The sequence below is a fragment of the Albirhodobacter sp. R86504 genome (genome assembly GCF_042466415.1).
Lineage (GTDB): Bacteria > Pseudomonadota > Alphaproteobacteria > Rhodobacterales > Rhodobacteraceae > Albirhodobacter.
This window is the reverse complement of the sequence record NZ_JAXHCH010000001.1, coordinates 48329-66450: the sequence shown is the minus strand read 5'-3', so window position 1 is coordinate 66450 and position 18122 is coordinate 48329. Positions and strand designations below refer to the sequence as shown.

Here is an 18122-nt window from a genome sequence, read left to right as displayed (position 1 = left end):
CCCGTCCAATTCTTGGCGGCTATTGAGTAGAAACATGACAAAAGAAAGCGACTTTGATGCGCCTGACGACAAAAACCAACCTTGCCGCGCGCATCTTGATGGCCTGCGCCGTGAACGAGGGCATCATGCTGCGCAGCGCGGAAATCGCAAAAACCTGCAACGCGTCCCTAAACCACTTATTGCAGGTGGTGAACGCATTGCAGGCACACGGCTTTATCCACACCGTTCGCGGCCGCAGCGGTGGGGTGCAGCTTGCACGGCCTGCCGCGGAAATCTCGATGGGGGCGATGTTTCGGCTCTTCGAGGCGGGCGCGCCGTTTGCCGAATGCTTTGATCCTCAAACCAACAGTTGCCCGTTGTCGGACACGTGCCGCCTGCGCACCTATATCGCGCGTGCGCTTGAGGCCTTTTTCCATGAGATGGACATGGTCACGCTGGAAGACCTGACAAAAGGAAATTGCGGGCTGAACGCTTTGCTGGCTGTGCCCGAAAGCTTGCGCCGCGGGTGTGACGAGGTTGCCCTTGCGTGATCCCCAAACACCAAACCCTATCGTCACGAAAGGCACTCGGTTTTGGAACCGATTTGCCAAGCGTTACGCGGCACGGCCTATTCAGGACACCGCCGCCTATGAGGCGCTCTTGGCCGATGTCGCGACCCGATTACGCGCCACCGATCATGTGCTTGAAATCGGGTGCGGTACGGGGGGCACCGCCATTCGCCTTGCGCCGCTGGTCGCAAGCTTTCGCGCGACCGACTTTTCCGATCAGATGGTGCGGATTGCACAGGCGAAGGCCGCACCCGATAATTTAGAATTTCATGTGACCACCGCGCAAACTGCGTTGGAAGACGGGCCTTTCGATGCGATCTGTGCGTTCAATGTGCTGCATCTGGTCGATGACCTGCCCAAGCTTTTGCGCGAGATCTACCACGCTTTGCATCCCGGCGGTCTTTTGATCAGCAAAACCTGGTGTTTTGCCGATTTGGGGCGTCGTCCGCGCGCCATCTTCAAAGTGCTCAAGTTTATTGGCCTGTTCCCGCCCGCAACCTCTTTGACGGAATTGCGGCTACGGCAACTTTTTGAGGCGGCGGGCTTCAATATCACTGATCGCCGCGTCTTCGGAAACCACTCGCAAAACCCTTATTTCATCGCACGCAAGCCGATTTAGGCCGGGATACACCATGACAGACACAAGCAATCTGCCGCTTGAGGTGAAGACATCTGATCCGGATATGGTCACGCACCATCGATGGTTTCACAAGCGGTATCTGATGGTGCTGCTGGTGCCGCTGTTCATGTTCACGGGCGCGGTGCTGGGTTTGTACTTCCAGCCACCAGCGCTCCAGAAATTCTACGCCCTGACGGGCTTGCAGCCGGGCGCGGGATCAAACTCGCCGATTGCCCTGCCGCCCGATATCGAAATCCCGCCCAAAATGGCGGAAACGTTGCGAGCGAGTGATGTTGTGGGGCTGGCCAGAGTGATGCCGCGCGGCGATATATCCATTGTGGCTGCGCCTTACGGGGCGGGCGACGCGCGGATTTCCGAAGTTCTGGTGACGGTGGGCGACAGGGTGGCGAAGGGCGACCCTTTGGCGCGGTTGGACAATTGGTCGGCGCTGGAAAGTGCGGTTTTGGCGGCGGAGGCAAACCTTGCGATCAAAGAAGCCGCGCTGATGCAGACAAGGTCGGCCGTGCGCGCCAGCCGCGATGACGCCCAAGCCGCGCTTGATCAGGCAAAGCTGGCGGCGGCCGAGGCGGCGTCGACCCTCGCGCGCACCGAAGACCTTTTTCATCGCAAAGTCACAACCCAAGCCGTTTACGATCAGGTGCACGCAGCCTCGGTTACCGCGGATTTGGCCGTAACCCGCGCCGAGGCGACGTTGACACGGTACTCTTCCCTCGCTCTGGATGATCAACCCGATGTGCTGGTGGCCGCGCGCAACCGCGATGCCGCAACCGCCGAGCTCACCCGCGCAGAACTGGACCTTGACCGTTCATTCGTGGTGGCGCCGATTACAGGCACCATTTTGGATATCCACGTCACTCCCGGTCAACGCCCCCCTTCGGATGGGATTATGGATATGGGCGATACGTCTCAGATGATGGCCGAGGTCGAGATCTGGCAAGACCGGATTGCCAGCATTGCGATAGGCCAACCCGTAGAACTCGCCGCCGTTGCGTTGGGGCAAACGCTGCAAGGGGTGGTGAAAAGTATCGGCCTGACGGTCGGTCGGCAGGGGCTCATTTCCGATGACGCGGCCGAGAATAAGGACGCTCGTGTGGTTCGAATTCTGGTCGCGTTGGATGCGGAGTCTTCAATGATCGCGGCGCAATATAGCAACCTCGAGGTGATCGCCCGGATCGACACCACCCAACGACAGGCTGCTCCATGAGGCGATTGCTCCAAGCGATTTTTGGAAGACTTCCGATCGGCTGGTTGCAGTTGACGCATAACCGCCCAAGGTTCGCGGCCGCGCTCGCGGGCGTCGCCTTTGCAAACGTGCTGGTGTTTGTGCAGCTTGGCATCATGAATTCAATGGGGGCGGCGACACTGCGTCCTTACGAATTCTTCCAAGCCGACATCATGATTTCGGCTGGCGACGCCAATTCCCTGACCGATGGAGGCAACGTTGCCAGACAGTGGCGTTTGCAAGCGATGGCTGATCCGGATGTGACGGATGGCATGGGGCTGTTCGTATCCAACGTGGCTTGGGACCGAGGAGAGAAGGATATCAGCCTATCCACCTTCGGCATCGACCCGGTGAAGCCAGTCTTTATCAACCCCCAGATTGCCGGCGATCTGCCGCTGTTAGAGGTACAAGACGCGGTGCTACTCGATCGCCTTGCGCGCGGATTTACCCAAGACGAAGCTGCATCAACCCAACCCCGTACGCCGCTCGCGTTTGAGGCATCGGGACGCACCTTGGTGGCCTATAACACATTCGCAGGCGGGGGTGGTTTTGGGGGCGATGGATATATGCTGGTATCGGATCAGACGTTCCTATCGCTGTTTCCCGCCCGAAGCTCCGCGGCCCCCGATCACATTTTGCTAAAACTACGTGCCGGTGCAAATGTCGATGCAGTCATCGCGCGGCTGCGCAACCTGATTTCAGATCCCACCCTACGCATCCGCAGCTTTGCAAAAGCCGCGCAGGACGATCTCACCTATCAGCAAACGCGCAGGCCCACGGGCATCATATTTGGCTTTGGGGTGCTGATCGGCGTGCTCGTAGGTTTGGTGATCGTTTATCAAGTGCTATCGACCGATGTCGCTGAGCACCTGCGCGAATACGCGACCTTTAAAGCAATGGGCTACGGACCGAGCTTCTTTCTGGGGGTCGTGTTCGAGGAGGCGCTTATCCTCGGGTTTATGGGGTTCATCCCCGGCCTGATCATTGGCGCGGCGATCCTATCCATGATGGGCAAAATCACAACCCTGCCCTTGGGAATGTCGCTTTCCATGGCGGTGAGCGTGTTTGTAGGCACAGTCGTGTTCTCGGCGCTCTCGGGGGCGATTGCCACCCGTCGCCTAGCCGCCGCCGATCCCGCTGATCTGTTTTGAGGCGCTGATGGACCACGATAACATCCTTGAGACCAACGGCTTGAACCACTGGTTCGGGGCGGGTGAGGTGCGCAAACAGGCACTGTTTGATATCAATCTGACGTTGAAACGCGGCAGCTTCACAGTGTTGATGGGGCCTTCGGGGTCTGGCAAAACCACTGTCCTGACGCTGGTCGGCTGCCTTCGGGCCGTGCAGGAGGGTTCGGTCACCTTGCTGGATCGACAGCTGAACGGGGCGACCGAAGCCGAGCTTGTCGCCTTGCGGCGGCGGCTTGGGTTTATCTTTCAGGCGCATAACCTTCACGAAAGCCTGACCGCGACGCAAAATGTCATGATGGGGTTGCAAGTTCACCGCGGCGTGTCAGACGCAAAGGCGCAGACGGCTGCCCGACATGCGTTGGATCTTGTCGGCCTGTCTGACCGCGTGAGCTATCTTCCTGCCAATCTCTCGGGCGGTCAAAAACAGCGTGTCGCCGTGGCGCGCGCATTGGTCGGAAATCCGGCTTTGGTACTCGCCGATGAGCCGACCGCCGCCTTGGATAAGGACAGCGCTGCCGAGGTCGTCGACCTGCTAAAGCGCATGGGGGCTGAACGCGGCACGACGACCCTGCTCGTCACTCATGACAACCGGATCCTCGATCGCGCCGACTGCATTCTGACCCTCGAAGACGGGCGTATCGTACGCGTGGATGATAGGCACTAGGCTCCAGACATCGGTGCGAGGGAAGTCCGGCCAAAGCATCTTTTGCGAAGATCATGACCGCGCTCAAGTCGGAGAGCAGCAATTTTCGACGTCTTCCCCGCTTGCTTGATCGTGTATCGGAGTGGCGTGGTCGATCCAACAGACCTGACAAAACGCGACATCCTGTTGGAGTGTAGCAACAACCGTCACGCGAGTTCGTATTCTCGGTGTATTTGTGAGTGGCGCTAGGGTCGGGTGACGCTGGGTTGTGTCGGTTTGCGAGGTTGGCTTGCGGCTTTTCTGCGGGGTCAAACGCCAAAAACCCGCCGTGGCGGGTTGTGAGTGGTCTGATATTGATTGGTGTTTGTTGGTTGCGGGAGCATGCAACCGCCGAAACCTACCTCGGCTTCGGTGCATGACCTAATACTGACAACTTCGCCACCCAAACTCAGCGCCGTTTCATGCATTTATTTAGCGTCGATACGCTAAACCCCTTCCGACACCCGCTTGTAAACTGCGGCCTGATGGCTCAGTGGCGACTGCTTCCATGGCTCCGAATAGGTGTTTGATCCCACGGTTTGATGGTGCGATCCTTTCTCAGGAATGGAAGGAAGCATTATGGGCCAGGTTCGTCCTGAAAGCGCCACGATCCCGTTGACCGGCAGGTGAATGCGCGCATTCACCGAGAGGGGCGCACGCTGTCAGAGCTGCAATAATGAGGGCCAGCCCGCCATTGGTTCGAGGGATGTCCCGAATGATCGCAAGCTTCGCTCGCGACGTTGAGCAGAGTGCTGGGGATCAACCCCAAGACAGTCTCGAAGTGGCGCAAGCGCCAGACGGTTGCGGATCTCAAGACGGGACCGAGAGAGCCCCGCTCGACGATCCTGACTGAGGCGGAGGAGGCGACCGTTGTCGCTTTTCGGCGGCACACGCTGCTGCCGCTGGACGACTGCCTCTATGCCCTGCAGCCATCCATCCCGCATCCGTTGGCTGGTAGCTGCCCTCCGTAATTGTGCGCTGTCCGAGCCAGTTCAGTCGCGACATTGCACCGATGATCAACAGGCGTCGGACATCGGCTTGACCAGCCTTCGTCATGCGACCAAGGCGCTCCTTGCTCCGGAGGAATGTTGCCGAGGAACAAGGCCCAACCAAGCCGCAAAGTTGCGCCCGGTTTTGAATTCCACCATGTCGGGACCAAACGCCTCGACTGCAACGGCCGTCAGTGGTCCAACTCCCGGCATCGTCTGTAGCCGGCGTGCTCTGTCTGACCGGGTGGCCAGCGTCTTGCGCTTCGTGGTGCGCTCAATGATACGCGCGGTTTTCTCTGCGATCTGCCCGAGCAGGTCCAGGCACTCTTCCCGGATCAGCGCGTGCAAGTCGACGGTCTCATCCTGCACTAGCGCCGCCATGCGATTGAGGTGGGACATGCCGACCGGAAACACGTAGCCGTGCTCATACAGCAGAGCCCGTAAGGCGTTCACATCAGCGGCCCGCTGATGCACCAGACGTTCCCGGCCGCGGAAGACTGCCGCGCAAGACTGCTGCTCGACTGTTTTGGGCTCCACAAAACGCATCTCAGGCTGGCGTGCCGCAATGACAAGCGCCTCAGCATCGACCGCATCATTTTTCTGCCGCTTCACAAAAGGGCGCACATACTGCGGTGCGATCAGCTTTACCTCGTGCCCAAGAGCCTCCATCTCACGGGCCCAAAAATGTGTGCTGCCGCACGCCTCGAAAATCACCATGCTGGGCGCTTGCTGCGCCATGAACGCGGGGAATTGCTTCCGCGTCAGCTTCTTGCGGAACTGGACCTCCCCCGTTCGAAGGGCACCATGAACTTGAAAAACTGCCTTTGCCAGATCGACCCCGATCATCATATTCTTCATCTCGCCGCCCTCCTTTGCGCGTGGCGTTGAACACCACGACCTTGGCACATTGCGATGCCGTCTAGGGAGGGCGGCAACCACTCCATCTGACCTTCCCAGCCGACATGAAGAACCCGATCGGCCGCCCTTGCGCATCGGCATCGGCGTGCAGCTTGGTCCCTCTCGGGACATTGCTGCGCAATGCCCTGCCGGGCAACGGTTCATGCCACCTTTGGTGCGCCCGATCTGGCGCCCGCGCCCCCCTTTTTCACCCCAAGGCTCGATGCCGTGCCCCTCTCGCACATGCCCTGCATGTGCTGCCGGGCAACGGATGCGCCTTCAGATACGTCGCGTCGATCATGATTGTCTTGTGCTCGGCGCTCTCGGCGGCCAGGCCGACCATGATCCGGGCGAAGACCCCGTTGTCACTCCAGCGCTTCCAGCGGTTGTAGAGGGTCTTGGACGGGCCATGTTCCTTCGGCGCGTCACACCAGCGCAAACCATTGCAATTGATGAAAATTATACCGCTGAGAACACGGAGATCATCGACGCTGGGCTTGCCCATCCTCAGGAAAACAGTCCCCCGGACTGTTTTCTGACCTTCGGATACTCTTCGGAAAGAACGGCTTCAGACGCTCCATCTGGACGTCGCTCAGCCAGCAAAGGTTGCTCATAGATCAGGTCTCCTTGCGGAGCCTGAATCACGCCAACGGCCAGAAATCAATCGGTCTGGAGCCTAGGCGGTCGAGAAATGTCACTAACAATTTTCGCGAGGGCTCTCCAGAAATGTCAGCCCCTTGTTCATTGACACTCCCGCAAAGTATACTTCGGCGTTTCCACCCGGGTGCCAAAGCCGATTTACATTCACATACCCAAAGCAGCGCGCCAATTTTTTAGGAGAAATCGCATACCCATCAATTTTCGATATACTATAATTGGAGATCTTTTGAATCTCATCTAGTGTATTTTCTTGCGCAACCTCAATCGAAAATGAAAAAATTTTCTCGGAAATACCCGTTTCTTTGACGAAATTTTCTATTTCAGCCAACAGCTTGATATCGGTTTCTTCACTAGAATCTGCGAGAATTTCACTCGGCCCTCCATGCCAGACCAAGAGGCTTCCATCAACAGAAAGAATTTCTCGAGCAATTGGGGAAATATAGTTCGCGCAACTTGATGCACATATGCGATCAACGATCAAGATAGGTTTTGCTGTCGCCATTATTTTTCCAAGCGTCAGCCATCGCCTGACGGGCCCACCAGTGGACATCGTGACTACGACATCCACATTTGCCAATCGCGCTTTCAAAGGTGAAATATCAAGACCTTGAGCTGAGAGCGTTCCGAAAAGACAAGCTAGATTTTCACCCATAAAACTTTCGACATAAACTCCGCCTTCCGTTCCCGGATCAGATAAAACATCCGGAAACACTTCTTCACAACGAGAAATCCAGATATCATAATGCTCGGCATATTGATTTTCCACGTTCTGTGAGCACGCAGCATCAATCCTAGCGAAGCCAGTAAGCACGCTCAATATTATAGCATTCTTCAAAGCGTTATTCGCTCCCAAGATGAATTCTAATCTTCGTATCTAAAATGACAATTTTGCGTCTATCTGCTTCAATCTCGAGTTTTTTCTGCTCCTTTCTAATATTAACCGGGTCACTGCTCTGCTCGATAAGGATCGACTGACGCAGGTTTTCGGCTTGCAAAACGGCTTCGCTCTGTCCATGAGCCAATTCGATACGGCTTGGAGCGAAGGCAATTTTTTTCCTACAATTTCCCGGAGATTCATCGTTCGTATCTGAACAGAGTTGAATTTGCTGACGCTCGAGAACCTCAACAATAGCCTCACTTTTCGCCGAGAATAGGAATTCCACGCGGCGGTTTCGTGCGCGCCCCTCTGCAGTTTCATTGTTAGATATGGCAGCATATTCGCCGAAGGATACGCTATAGACTGACGCCTGATATACTCCTCTGCGCACAAGTGCAGCAGCGACCGCCTGAGCACGACGGGTTCCGAGATCAAGGTTATACTCTTCACTCGCGTTGCTATCGGTATGCCCCGCCACAAAAAGAGATACATCTGGAGGTTCACGCTTCAAGCTCTCGGCAATAATGTAGATAATTGGAATAGCTTCTGGCCTGATCTCATCTTTATCTGTGTCAAAAAATACATCGGCATTTGCGACGACCCGCAATACAGGGATTTCTACAGGAAAACCCGCGAGGCCATGCTCGTCTGGCTTGAGCATCGTCGTCGAAAATTCGAACTGCGCGTAATCTGCAGAAAGGCGTTTTAAGCGGTTAATTCTGTCCTCGTGCTCCTGCAGAACCATCTCGTAAGGCTGGGATGGGCAAGGCAGCGTTTCGGGAAAACCTGGAGGCCTTACACAGTCATCCGCCACCGCCATGTTGGGTGAAAAAAGAAACGTACCTGAGAGAATTAAAGGTATAATGTAAACCGTTTTACATACGCCCATCGACGACCTCCCGCATCTCGAATGGAAGCCCCTTATCCATCCCATCGAAGAAACAGGTCTGATCTGCGACAGAACCCTTCATCGTGTCTTCGTCAATCTTGAAAGTCAGGTTTCGAAATCCACCAAAAGGCAACCGTTCATTCAAGTTCAGGCATTCAGGTTCATCACCATTTTTTTTAGCCCAAACCTGAGCGAAGAGGCCATCGCCGATAAACTCGCATTGTTTATCAGCAGTGCAGGACAAACTGCCGCTGAACGGAGTATACCGAATTTTCCCCTGCGTTTCTTCCATCCAAGAATTGACGAGTGTATTGTTCAGGTCCCACGCTACGCGCATTCGGATCGGTAGGACTATTTCAGGGTTTGATTGCATAACAATAGAACCTTGAAACACTCGAACGTCCACGGGCGCGCCAACATTGGTCAGCGCCCCTCCCGCCGTTGCCAAGGTCTTGAGCCGCGCTTCACTTGCAAGGAAAAGGGCGCTGGCGTAATCAAAGGCGCCTTTGCTAGTGGGTGATCCTTTAGATAGGAGGTGCAGTTCGGAATAGCCCAAATGCAAACCGGTCTTGGCCCCGTCGATATGGCCTGCCGTGACGAGTGCCTCGGTTGTGCCATCCGGCATGCCGTATTTAGAGATGTCCGTAATTAACACCAACCGCGGAATTCCGGCGTTCAGATCGACGCCAGCGAAATTCCGCAATGAAGCCAAAAGAGGACTCTCCGCAAAGCGAATGCTCTCCATGGGCGCAACAGCTGCGAGCGCGCGTGCGGCAACGACTGCGCTGATTGCGGTCGATTTCGCAAAATCTTCCGCGATTTCAGAGTTCCGATCCTCCCAGCCATTGCCAAGAAACCAATCCAGCTTGGTTTCAGTGTTACGCAGCTCTTCGATCTCTTTTGGGGCCAGCAAGGGCAGGCAACCTTCAAAAAAGATATTCACGCCGCTACCATCGGGTTTCAACATCCCGAGCGACACCTGCTCGTGGGGGGCCATCAGCACTGCGGCTTCGCTTGCTTGGGCATTCACGAAACGGGCTAACTCAGTGCGCCAAAATGGTAGGGCACCTTTCGTGTCGGAATCCTCAATGATCGCCCCATCGACCAGCACGACGGTTTGACGCTTAGGTTTGTAAGGCCCATCTTGCAGACAGGCCGTCATGTTGCGTGTCACGTCGGCAAAGGCGGGGGCACTCGCCAAAAAACCCGCAACCAGCCCTACCAAAAAAAGTGATGTTTTACGCATAGGGCAGCTCCAAACCAATTGCGTTATACTCTGCAGGCGTAAGTTGTTTTCTTGGCTCACTCGCAAGCAGAGACGGCTGAATGAATACATGACTTTCAGGCGATGTCTTCCCAACAAGCGTGCTGCGGTATCTCGCCAGTGCGGCAAGAACGTGTGCATCTTGCGCCTTGATCCGCTCGATCATCCGGCGCGCCTCATTCTGAGCCGCAACCTGCGCAAGCGAGGCTTCCCGGCCCTGAGCGGCGGTGACCGCTTCTTTGAGCTTGGCAGCCGCCTGCTCGAAACGACGGTTCAGATGCTTGTTCAGCATGCGATGGAGGGATCCGAGTTTTTCTTCGGCGGCGGTAAGTTTGATCTTGGCCTCGGGAAAGCCCGGATCAGCGTCATGCATAAGAAAGGCCAGCGCAGCGCCTACAACCCAAACGATGGCGTTGGTCAACATCGAGCCAACAATCGTTCCGTAGAAGCTTGGCAATTCGCCCCCCAGCAGTATGATCTCTTCACGTGCAATCGAAAAATACTCCGCGCGGATCCAAAAGACAGCAGCAAGTGCGGTTGATACAAGCACCCCCGCCAAGCTAAACATCTGCCAACCGGCCCAGATATCGAGGTCATCATTTGCTCTATTGAAACGCGCTTTGGCTTGTCTCAATGTAGTGCCGATTAAATGCCCTGATACAGCGATCCCAACCGCTATTCCGAAGGATATTCCGAACGATTTAATCGGGCTTCCGATCTTTGCATCGTAAACGTGCTCCCAATTCAATGCCATATCGGTGATGCCAAGCACTATGAGTGCAAGGAAATATAAGATCTTGTTTGGTATCACAGGCTCACGGTTGTAGCGGTTCCTCTTTTGTTCATAACGGATACTCAGCTTTTCAACTTCAGCACGCTGCGCCTCAAGAGCCTCATAATCCCTCTGACGCGCCTCGCGTTCAGCGCGCTCCGCATCCCGTTTTTCGCTCAGCTCGGCCTGCCGCGCCTTCCAGAGTTCGCGCTCCAGAAAAACGCCGCCGCCATGCGCCTTGCTGTCAACCTGCGCCAACTGACGCTCAACCTCGTCCAGCGCACCGGTTCTTTCTTGCCGAACGTAGGAATCAAACCAGTTCGCCATTTCCGGCGTCAAATTCGCCGGACGGGCGCCCAAATGATCAGAAAGGACGATCGTTTCACTACTCGCCTCGGTCGCAGCCGAGTCATTCAATTCCTTCGAAATTGCGCCATTGCGCGAAAAATCGAGTGAACAATATGTCGCTATTGTCATTGGTGTGACCCTTTCTTCTCTATTTTTTGGGCTGCCAATCACCACCAGCGGTGCGGCACCAAATTTGCTCAGGTGTTTTAGAGGGGGCGCCATTTTCAGGGGCAATTTGATTGACAACACGACACTCAGAAAGCGCGTGCGTTTGCTTCCCAACCAAGCCACAGCCTGACACTATGAAAGTCAAAGCTGTGCTGATCAAAACCAAAAGGGTCATTCGAAGTTTTCGGAACATTCGTTTACTCACCTCAACATAATAATCGATCCTGGACCTTCACAATCGAGTCGAGACCACAAAATTCTCAGCGCTTACAATGGGGGCATAGACATCGGACACAATCGCCAATCCTTAGCCTGACTGTTTGAGACACGTGCTCAGTTCTGCACACAGCTGCGCTTCAAAGCATCGCTTTTGAAAAACGGCCCGATCCCGATATCGCGTCGAGTTACTGCCGCCCTCTAATGCGATTTCAGCTCCATGGCTGCCAATCCCCTCCCTCCACGCGGCACCAAACCTGTGCGGGCGCTTGCGAAGAGTTGCCGCCAACGGAAATCGTTTGTTGAACCGTACGACACGCCGTCACATTTGCAGCCGTTGCGCGGGCCGCAGGCTCAAACGACGGGGTAGCGGGCGTTGCTTTCGGTTTAGGAGCTGCGCGCACGACCGTTTTGACTTTTGCCGTTTTGCCCGATTGAGTTTTGATCGTCCGTGTTCGGGTTGCATTGGCGCGAACGGCTTGGGCTTCTTCCTCGGCAATGCGCGCGCGGTCTTTCTTGTTGGCAACCTCGATAAGCGCCAAACACCCAGCCCCCCCAATCAGGCCCCCCGCAACCGCTCCGCGTTTGTTGTCGATGAGCTTGCCGATCAGCATGCCGCCAGCTACCGATACGATACATCCACCGATCGCTTTCTGCATAGCGGTGCTTTGGGACGATGCCTTCGCGCCAGACCTGCCATTGAGACCCGACGGTGTTTGCCCAACATCCTCGACGCACCCCGATAAGGCCATAGCAACGGCGAGGACAGACAAGAGCGGACTTTTGCCAAAGAAAATCATTTATCATCACCATTATTCACAATACCGCGAGTATCCTCCGGTATATTTTGCTCCACATCAACCGCATTTTTTACGACGCTGTCGTTTCACTGCCCGCCATCACGAGCACTGACTCAAATCCCCCCGCCAGGCAGGCTGGCGGGGGAAGTGATTAGCGCGCAACAAACCCCATTGCGCCGGTGCTGGAGATCGGCGTGTCGCGCATCACGAGCACGATGCCCGAGATCAACCGCACCAGCAGCCAGACCGCGGTAAACACCCAAAGCGGCACGGCGATCACGATGCCGACCATGGTGATCGAAGCAATCAGGGCAAGTCCGGCCAACAGGAAACCAATCCAGAAGGTGCGGATCTGGAAATCCAAATGGGTGTCCAGATCCGCGGCCTTGCCGCGGGTAATATAGGCGTAGATCACGCCCGCTACGGGCGCGAGCACGGGCAGCACGGCACCCAAGACAAAGAGCCCGTAGACAATTTTGGCGGGGGTGAAGTCGCTGGGGCCAGCAAAAGTCATATTCGTCATTTGGAAGTCCTTTCAAAAGGGAAGTGGCGTTTAGAAGAAGGAATGCTACGAGGCCGATTTTCCGGGCCAGGTCTGCAACAGGCCCTGCAAGGCGCGAATTCGGAGATCGCGCTCCAACGCAAGCGCATAGCGCGCCGCGATCTGGGGGAAGCCTGCGCCAGTGTGGCGATCGGTGGCGGCGAGGTCCGCTACGGCCCCCGCCAGACTGTTTTCGTCGAGCATATCGAGGACGCGGAACAGATCCTCCTCATCCTGCGGCGCCCCCGCCATGCTCAACCGAAGCCGCATTGCGCGCGGGAAATTCATGTTGAAACCGCGAAATCCGTTGAGGCCACGCGCGGCGAGATCAAACTTTCCAGCGAGCAAAGCGATCTCGACGAGCTGACCATTCTTGTCCACCGTGCTCCGATCAATATCCTGATCGACCACCGCATTGAACAGCGTGGTGGCCGCATCGGCTTGTTTCGCCAGCAGCATCTCCCACATCGCCGCGTGCATCAGGCGCAGCCCCCTCTCCGAGGAAAGCCCGCCCAGATAGGTCTGGAATGCCTCGTTCTCGCCCTCCAAGAGACGCCCGACATGCCAACCGTCATTCAGGGCATCTCGGGCGGCCGCGTCAAACTGCGCCTCGGGCATTGCGAGCAACGCGTCTTTGAGCGCCGTGGAATTTGCGCGCCCCAGATCGACACCAGCGCTCTGTGCAAACCGTGCCAGCCCCTCCCGCAGGCGGGAGTCTTCGGACAAAACCGTGATCGCAGGCTTTGCCGCCTCGGCATCGCCCAGACCGATCACCGCCATCGCAATCCGGCTGATATCACCGGGCGCTTTGGCCTGCCCCAGCGCCGCGATGAGCAGATCCTTGCGTCCGTCAACGCTGGTCAATTTCGGCAGGCTGTCGATCACAAAATCATTCGATGACATGTCCGGATGGGCAAAAATCGCGCGCGCGGCCTCCTTCTCGCCCGCCTCCCAGAGCACCACCGCCGCGAGCCCTTCTGCATCCGAGCCCTTCCTGGCCCATCCCGCCTCACGCCACCGCGCAAGGGTTTTCAGCGGATCTTTTCCCATCGCGATTTTGATCGCCTCCAGCCCGCCGATCTGCGTGACCAGATACTCCGCTGCCGCGCCATCTGCTTTGGCCAGCCGTGCCGCCATCGCCCAGGTGACCGGGGTCTGAATCAGATTGCGCCCCGAATGATTCTCTGCGGCAAGATGAAGGAAGCTCGGCCAATCGACGATCTCAGCCCCCGCCTTCGGCGCCGTCGCCGCCAACCATGCCTTAGCGGTCGCCTCATGCCCTTGGTTCATCAAGCGCATCAGCAGCTCGAACAGGTCGGGGTCCGACAGGTCGCGCGGGTGCCCATTGAGCGCGGCGGTCGCCTGTTCCCCGCCATCAATCAGAGTCAGAAAATCCCGAAACGCCTGCGGCACTTCAGAAAATCGTGCCCGCGCAGCCTCCCCGCCGCGCGCAATCTCGTCTTGCTGCAGCGTCGCAAACAGGCAGGCCGCCGTCGGAGTGCTCTCACATTGCTCAACTTCCATCCCGATCTGCGCCGTCTCGATCAAAGCACCCAGCTCCGCCAACGAGACCTCGCCAATCCGCTCACCCGCCGCAATCCGCAGCGCCGTCTCCGTGCCAGCTTGATCGCGGCTGATCGCCTGCAGCATCTCCTGAGCCTTGATCAAATCCTGATAGGCGGCGGTCTGGCTTCGCGCAGAGCGCGACCCTGTCACCAGCTCGATCGCCGCGCCGAGGCTCTCGCGCGCGGTCTCCTCGTCGCTTTTGCATCCCGCCAGAACCGCGATCAGCGAAACCGCCATCAACAATTTCCGTTTCATCTCAAAGCCCTCTCGCCCAAACCCCGTTGCCTCACAAAACGCTGAATCGCCCCACTGCAGGGTTGCGCAGCCTTGTGCAGTCTTGCGCGGGGCGCATTATTTGGTGCTCAGACCAGAAAAAACCCGCGCCAATCGGGCGCGGGTCGGGCTGTCGTCAAAGGCGAATCGAGGGGGCCTCGAACCGAGCGGGCTAGCGGTTCACAACCAAAAACTCAAGGTCCGCCGTTCGCACCTCAGCGTCAGGGTTGTGCTGCAGCCAGCTCAAGATGCGCGCCGCTGAAATATCCGTGACCGCCACAGGCCGATGCCCGAGCGGGGTGTCATCGTCTTTGACAAGCGCCTCCGCATCCCCTTCCCCAAACAGCTGGACAAGCTCTTCCGGCCCCTCCACCGCGATGATCCGATGCTGGTCCGTGGGGCGGCGGATCTCCAGATCTTCGGTTTTATCCTGCGGCAGGATCATCCGCCCTCGCTCCCCGCGCTCGCCCATCAGCAGCGTCTCGGGGAAAACCGCCGTGGGCGAGAGCACATCAATCGCATGAGGCAAAACCCGCCGCGATTGCAGCAGCGCAACATGCCGCCCCGCCGCCCCTTGGGCTTTGATTTCAACATGTTCCCCGACATGAAACGTCAGGATCGGCGGCGTCGGATCCGAGCCATAGGTCACCCCGCGCTGGGGGGCTCTGAGCGCGCGCATCTCCACCGTCAGCCCTTTGCGCACCAGCCGCGCGTCCAGCTCTCGTGCCAAACGCAAACGCGGGCCACTGCCATAGACGCCAACCCCTTGATTTTTCAGCTCTGCGCGGAATGCCACCGGATCTGTGAGATCGAAAAGCGAGGCATCGAGCAGATGCGCGTTCAGCCCATACCCCGCGATAATCCGGCTCGCCTCGCTCGGCTTGAGCACGGTTTTTCCGTTGCAACGCTGGGTGATGCCCGACGGGTTGACACCCAAAATCGCCGCAAGCCCCGAAAAGGACAATTCGCGCGGCGAATGGGTCGGCCCGAGCACCTCGAACAGAATCTCAACCTGCCAGGCGAAGTCTGCCTCCGGTCCGATGTCTGTCGGTTTGGGCGAGGTTGAAGGAGTAGGATTATCGCTCATAGTGCCTCCGCTGGGGTGTAAGCGCCAGTTTGTCGAGACCAGTCTGGCATGCTGAAAGGCGCCACGATTTGCGCCGGCTTGCGCAAGCTTCTCCTGCGCCACGATTTCGCTGCGCCCTCAGGCGCTGTAACATTGAAACGCCGCCCAATGGCGCGGGGACGAAAAATCCTTGCTCTCGCGCAGGATCTGGCCCGCCCGAGCAAGCGCCCGCTCGGAAGACAGGCCCTGCGCCAACCCCTCATGGGTCGCAATCGCAAGGGCACTCGCCGCCGCATCATCTACCGGCCAAAGCGCTGCAATCACATGGCGCGCGCCCAGAGCATTGAGCTGCCCCGCAAGGCTCTGCGCGCCGCCATGCCCCGCGCTGTCGCAACCCGCGAGGAACACCAGCTGCGTCGCGCTCAGATCGACGAAGGCGTTGAACACCGCCGAAATCGGGATCTCCTCCCCGCCCGCGCCAATCACCGATGAGCGACCCAGATCGCCCTCCCGCATTCGGAAATGCGCGGCGATATGCAGGATTTTAGGCTGCGATGAGACCGCACGCATCAGGCTCGCGCGATTGAATTCCGACAGTGTCGCGGAGGGGGCACCGTGCAGCGCCGCGATCTGGCGGGCCTCTGCCTGCGGGGCGTTCAAGGGATCCTGCGGCCCGCCCTGCGCATAGGCAATCTCGATCGCGACCTGATCGGCACGCGGCGGGGCGCTTGGCCGCGCGGGCTGAGCAACCCCGGTGCCAATCGTCACCACTGCACCCGTTTCCAAAACCTGTCCCGCCCCCAGCAAAGCGCCAAAGGGTAAAGTCACGACCGGTCCAAGCGGCACGATATGCACTCGCGTCGCCCGCGCAAGCTCGTCCTCAAGCCCCGCAAACAACCCAGCGGCCAAGGCCGCAAGCGGGGCATGCCCTTCCTCTTCGCGGGCAAAGGCGCGCCGCAGCGCCCGCATCTGTGCCGAAATCTCCTCAACCGGCATCGCAAGCGCCTCGCGCCGCTCTCCCCGCGTGCTGGACACATGCCGCCACAGCCTGCCCTTCACCGGCAGAAACCCGATCCGCAATATCGTCGTTCCCATGGCATCGGTTTGCGCGCGCACGCCGAACGCAGCCGCTTCTTGGGCAACCTGCAAAGCTTGGCCAAACCCCATGATATGGCCCGCAAACGCGCCGCGCTCGATCGCGCCCTGGCGTTCTCTCGCCTGAAGATCCGTCGCCTCTGTCACGGCCTGCGCGATCTGCAGGCCCGGCGCCCAATCACGATACGCCCCTTCGCGCAGCGCATACCCCTGCAAAAGCGCTTGGTGTAGGGCCTCTAATTCTGCTGCCGCATGCGGATAATTGGCGGCACAGAGCGCCGCCACCATCGGCTCGAAAACCGCGAGGATCCGCGCACGCAGCTCTGGCGCCTCACTGCGCCGCTGCGGCAGGGTCGCCGCCACAGTCTCGATCCCGCGCACGAACATCGTGCTCATCACCACCGCAGCCTCGGTCTGATGCTGCGCGAACAGCGCCTGCGCCAGCACCCCGCTCAGCGACCAATCCAGCGGCGCGCTCTCCGGCGTGCCTTGCAGCATCAGCATCCGCGCGACCAGCGCCGGATCGGGGGCACCCATCGCCATCTGCACCTGCAAGCGCACCTGCCCATCGGCGCATTGCGCGACAACTGGGGCGTTTGCCCCCGGAGTATCTCCGAGCACTGCCGCCGCCAGAGCAGGCGCGCCCATCTTCAAATATTGCAAGGCGGCAAAGCGATTGATCTCGTCGATCTGCGATGGCATATGCGCAAGACAGGCTGCCTGCGCGGCTGCCAAGGCGGCCCCGAACCCCGCAATATCCCCCTCAGCGACCGCCGGGAAAAGACGCGCAAGGGCGAGATTGAACTGCACCTCGGTCGATGCCGCCGCCCCGCCCAGCTCCTCTGCCCGCCGCAACAGACGCGCCCCGCGCCGATAGTCGCCCAGCTCATAGGCCGATTGCACCGCATTGGTCAGGGTCGCAAACCGCCCGGTCTCGGGCACTGGCAGCCGCGCATATTCTTCCCCCGCGACCGCGAACCCATCCCGCGTAGCATCAAACTGGCCCTGCGCCTCGTGCAACCAAGCCTGCGCCATCAGCCAGCGCACACGCTCATCGCCCGATGCCTCCGGCAGATCGTCACGCGGCGGATCGCGCAACTCTGGCGGGCGCGCCATCTCGACAAACCGCGCCGCGCGGGCGACCTGCCCCACATCAATCGCCACGCTGAACAAATAGCGCCGCAATTCGCGCAGCTCGCGCTCCGCCCGCGCCGGATCCCCAATCGCACCGCCAGTAAACGCGCACACCTCTGCTTCAATCGCGTCGAGATCCGCCGCCCCCAGCCCGCCCGCATTGCGCCGCGCCGAAATCGAGGTCAGCAGCGCAAGATAGGCTTCAGGATCATACAAAACCGCATCAGATTGAAACACGCAACACTCCACAAGCCAGCCAAAGCCACCGTTTAAAATCTTCGGAGA

General features: G+C 58.4%; 15 protein-coding genes and 2 pseudogenes. 6 read left to right on the top strand and 11 right to left on the bottom strand.

Annotated features, from left to right (window positions below):
• Positions 1 to 56: 56 nt before the first annotated feature.
• The 6 genes and pseudogenes from SJY32_RS00305 to SJY32_RS00280 all read left to right on the top strand — a co-directional run.
• Positions 57 to 530, top strand: a complete 474-nt coding sequence (locus tag SJY32_RS00305; protein WP_376870242.1) for an Rrf2 family transcriptional regulator — start codon at positions 57 to 59, stop codon at positions 528 to 530.
• Positions 523 to 1167 (top strand): class I SAM-dependent methyltransferase, encoded by a 645-nt coding sequence (locus tag SJY32_RS00300; protein WP_376870239.1) that lies wholly within the window; start codon positions 523 to 525, stop codon positions 1165 to 1167. Before SJY32_RS00305 ends, SJY32_RS00300 begins: the two co-directional genes overlap by 8 nt.
• 13 nt (positions 1168 to 1180) lie before the next feature.
• Positions 1181 to 2392: an HlyD family efflux transporter periplasmic adaptor subunit gene (locus SJY32_RS00295; protein ID WP_376870236.1), complete on the top strand. Its 1212-nt coding sequence runs from the start codon at positions 1181 to 1183 to the stop codon at positions 2390 to 2392.
• Positions 2389 to 3561 (top strand): FtsX-like permease family protein, encoded by a 1173-nt coding sequence (locus SJY32_RS00290; protein ID WP_376870234.1) that lies wholly within the window; start codon positions 2389 to 2391, stop codon positions 3559 to 3561. Before SJY32_RS00295 ends, SJY32_RS00290 begins: the two co-directional genes overlap by 4 nt.
• 7 nt (positions 3562 to 3568) lie before the next feature.
• The gene (locus SJY32_RS00285; RefSeq protein ID WP_376870231.1) at positions 3569 to 4264 is read left to right on the top strand and encodes an ATP-binding cassette domain-containing protein; all 696 of its coding nucleotides are present in this window, start codon (positions 3569 to 3571) and stop codon (positions 4262 to 4264) included.
• 758 nt (positions 4265 to 5022) lie between these two features.
• A pseudogene (locus SJY32_RS00280) lies at positions 5023 to 5226 on the top strand (IS481 family transposase); the annotation flags it as partial.
• Between the two features lie 108 nt (positions 5227 to 5334).
• Here the strand turns inward: SJY32_RS00280 and SJY32_RS00275 are convergent.
• The 11 genes and pseudogenes from SJY32_RS00275 to SJY32_RS00225 form a co-directional block, all read right to left on the bottom strand.
• Positions 5335 to 6129, bottom strand: a complete 795-nt coding sequence (locus SJY32_RS00275) for an IS110 family transposase (RefSeq protein ID WP_376870229.1) — start codon at positions 6127 to 6129, stop codon at positions 5335 to 5337.
• A gap of 88 nt (positions 6130 to 6217) precedes the next feature.
• Positions 6218 to 6782 (bottom strand): annotated as a pseudogene (locus tag SJY32_RS00270) (transposase); the annotation flags it as partial.
• An 83-nt stretch (positions 6783 to 6865) separates the two neighbouring features.
• The gene (locus SJY32_RS00265; protein ID WP_376870227.1) at positions 6866 to 7645 is read right to left on the bottom strand and encodes a hypothetical protein; all 780 of its coding nucleotides are present in this window, start codon (positions 7643 to 7645) and stop codon (positions 6866 to 6868) included.
• 22 nt (positions 7646 to 7667) lie between these two features.
• Positions 7668 to 8594 carry an OmpA family protein gene (locus SJY32_RS00260; RefSeq protein WP_376870225.1) on the bottom strand — a complete coding sequence of 309 codons (927 nt, stop codon included), beginning with the start codon at positions 8592 to 8594 and terminating at the stop codon, positions 7668 to 7670.
• The gene (locus tag SJY32_RS00255) at positions 8581 to 9840 is read right to left on the bottom strand and encodes a hypothetical protein (RefSeq protein WP_376870222.1); all 1260 of its coding nucleotides are present in this window, start codon (positions 9838 to 9840) and stop codon (positions 8581 to 8583) included. The genes SJY32_RS00260 and SJY32_RS00255 overlap by 14 nt, the downstream gene beginning before the upstream one ends.
• Complete coding sequence (locus SJY32_RS00250) at positions 9833 to 11224, bottom strand: hypothetical protein (protein ID WP_376870220.1); 1392 nt, start codon at positions 11222 to 11224, stop codon at positions 9833 to 9835. The genes SJY32_RS00255 and SJY32_RS00250 overlap by 8 nt, the downstream gene beginning before the upstream one ends.
• 350 nt (positions 11225 to 11574) lie before the next feature.
• Complete coding sequence (locus SJY32_RS00245) at positions 11575 to 12021, bottom strand: hypothetical protein (RefSeq protein WP_376870218.1); 447 nt, start codon at positions 12019 to 12021, stop codon at positions 11575 to 11577.
• 292 nt (positions 12022 to 12313) lie between these two features.
• Positions 12314 to 12685 (bottom strand): DUF4870 family protein, encoded by a 372-nt coding sequence (locus SJY32_RS00240; protein ID WP_376870216.1) that lies wholly within the window; start codon positions 12683 to 12685, stop codon positions 12314 to 12316.
• A 45-nt stretch (positions 12686 to 12730) separates the two neighbouring features.
• Positions 12731 to 14524, bottom strand: a complete 1794-nt coding sequence (locus tag SJY32_RS00235; RefSeq protein WP_376870214.1) for a hypothetical protein — start codon at positions 14522 to 14524, stop codon at positions 12731 to 12733.
• 190 nt (positions 14525 to 14714) lie between these two features.
• Positions 14715 to 15629, bottom strand: coding sequence for a hypothetical protein (locus tag SJY32_RS00230; protein ID WP_376870212.1), 915 nt, complete (start codon positions 15627 to 15629; stop codon positions 14715 to 14717).
• A gap of 117 nt (positions 15630 to 15746) precedes the next feature.
• The gene (locus SJY32_RS00225) at positions 15747 to 18074 is read right to left on the bottom strand and encodes a CHAT domain-containing protein (RefSeq protein ID WP_376870210.1); all 2328 of its coding nucleotides are present in this window, start codon (positions 18072 to 18074) and stop codon (positions 15747 to 15749) included.
• Positions 18075 to 18122: the final 48 nt, after the last annotated feature.

Excerpts from the sequence above, each read along its gene's own strand:
- SJY32_RS00305 (WP_376870242.1), top strand. The coding sequence starts at position 57 with ATGCGCCTGACGACAAAAACCAACCTTGCCGCGCGCATCTTGATGGCC.
- SJY32_RS00295 (WP_376870236.1), top strand. The coding sequence starts at position 1,181 with ATGACAGACACAAGCAATCTGCCGCTTGAGGTGAAGACATCTGATCCG.
- SJY32_RS00290 (WP_376870234.1), top strand. The coding sequence starts at position 2,389 with ATGAGGCGATTGCTCCAAGCGATTTTTGGAAGACTTCCGATCGGCTGG.
- SJY32_RS00285 (WP_376870231.1), top strand. The coding sequence starts at position 3,569 with ATGGACCACGATAACATCCTTGAGACCAACGGCTTGAACCACTGGTTC.
- SJY32_RS00275 (WP_376870229.1), bottom strand. The coding sequence starts at position 6,129 with ATGAAGAATATGATGATCGGGGTCGATCTGGCAAAGGCAGTTTTTCAA.
- SJY32_RS00260 (WP_376870225.1), bottom strand. The coding sequence starts at position 8,594 with ATGGGCGTATGTAAAACGGTTTACATTATACCTTTAATTCTCTCAGGT.
- SJY32_RS00255 (WP_376870222.1), bottom strand. The coding sequence starts at position 9,840 with ATGCGTAAAACATCACTTTTTTTGGTAGGGCTGGTTGCGGGTTTTTTG.
- SJY32_RS00245 (WP_376870218.1), bottom strand. The coding sequence starts at position 12,021 with ATGCAGAAAGCGATCGGTGGATGTATCGTATCGGTAGCTGGCGGCATG.
- SJY32_RS00240 (WP_376870216.1), bottom strand. The coding sequence starts at position 12,685 with ATGACGAATATGACTTTTGCTGGCCCCAGCGACTTCACCCCCGCCAAA.
- SJY32_RS00235 (WP_376870214.1), bottom strand. The coding sequence starts at position 14,524 with ATGAAACGGAAATTGTTGATGGCGGTTTCGCTGATCGCGGTTCTGGCG.
- SJY32_RS00230 (WP_376870212.1), bottom strand. The coding sequence starts at position 15,629 with ATGAGCGATAATCCTACTCCTTCAACCTCGCCCAAACCGACAGACATC.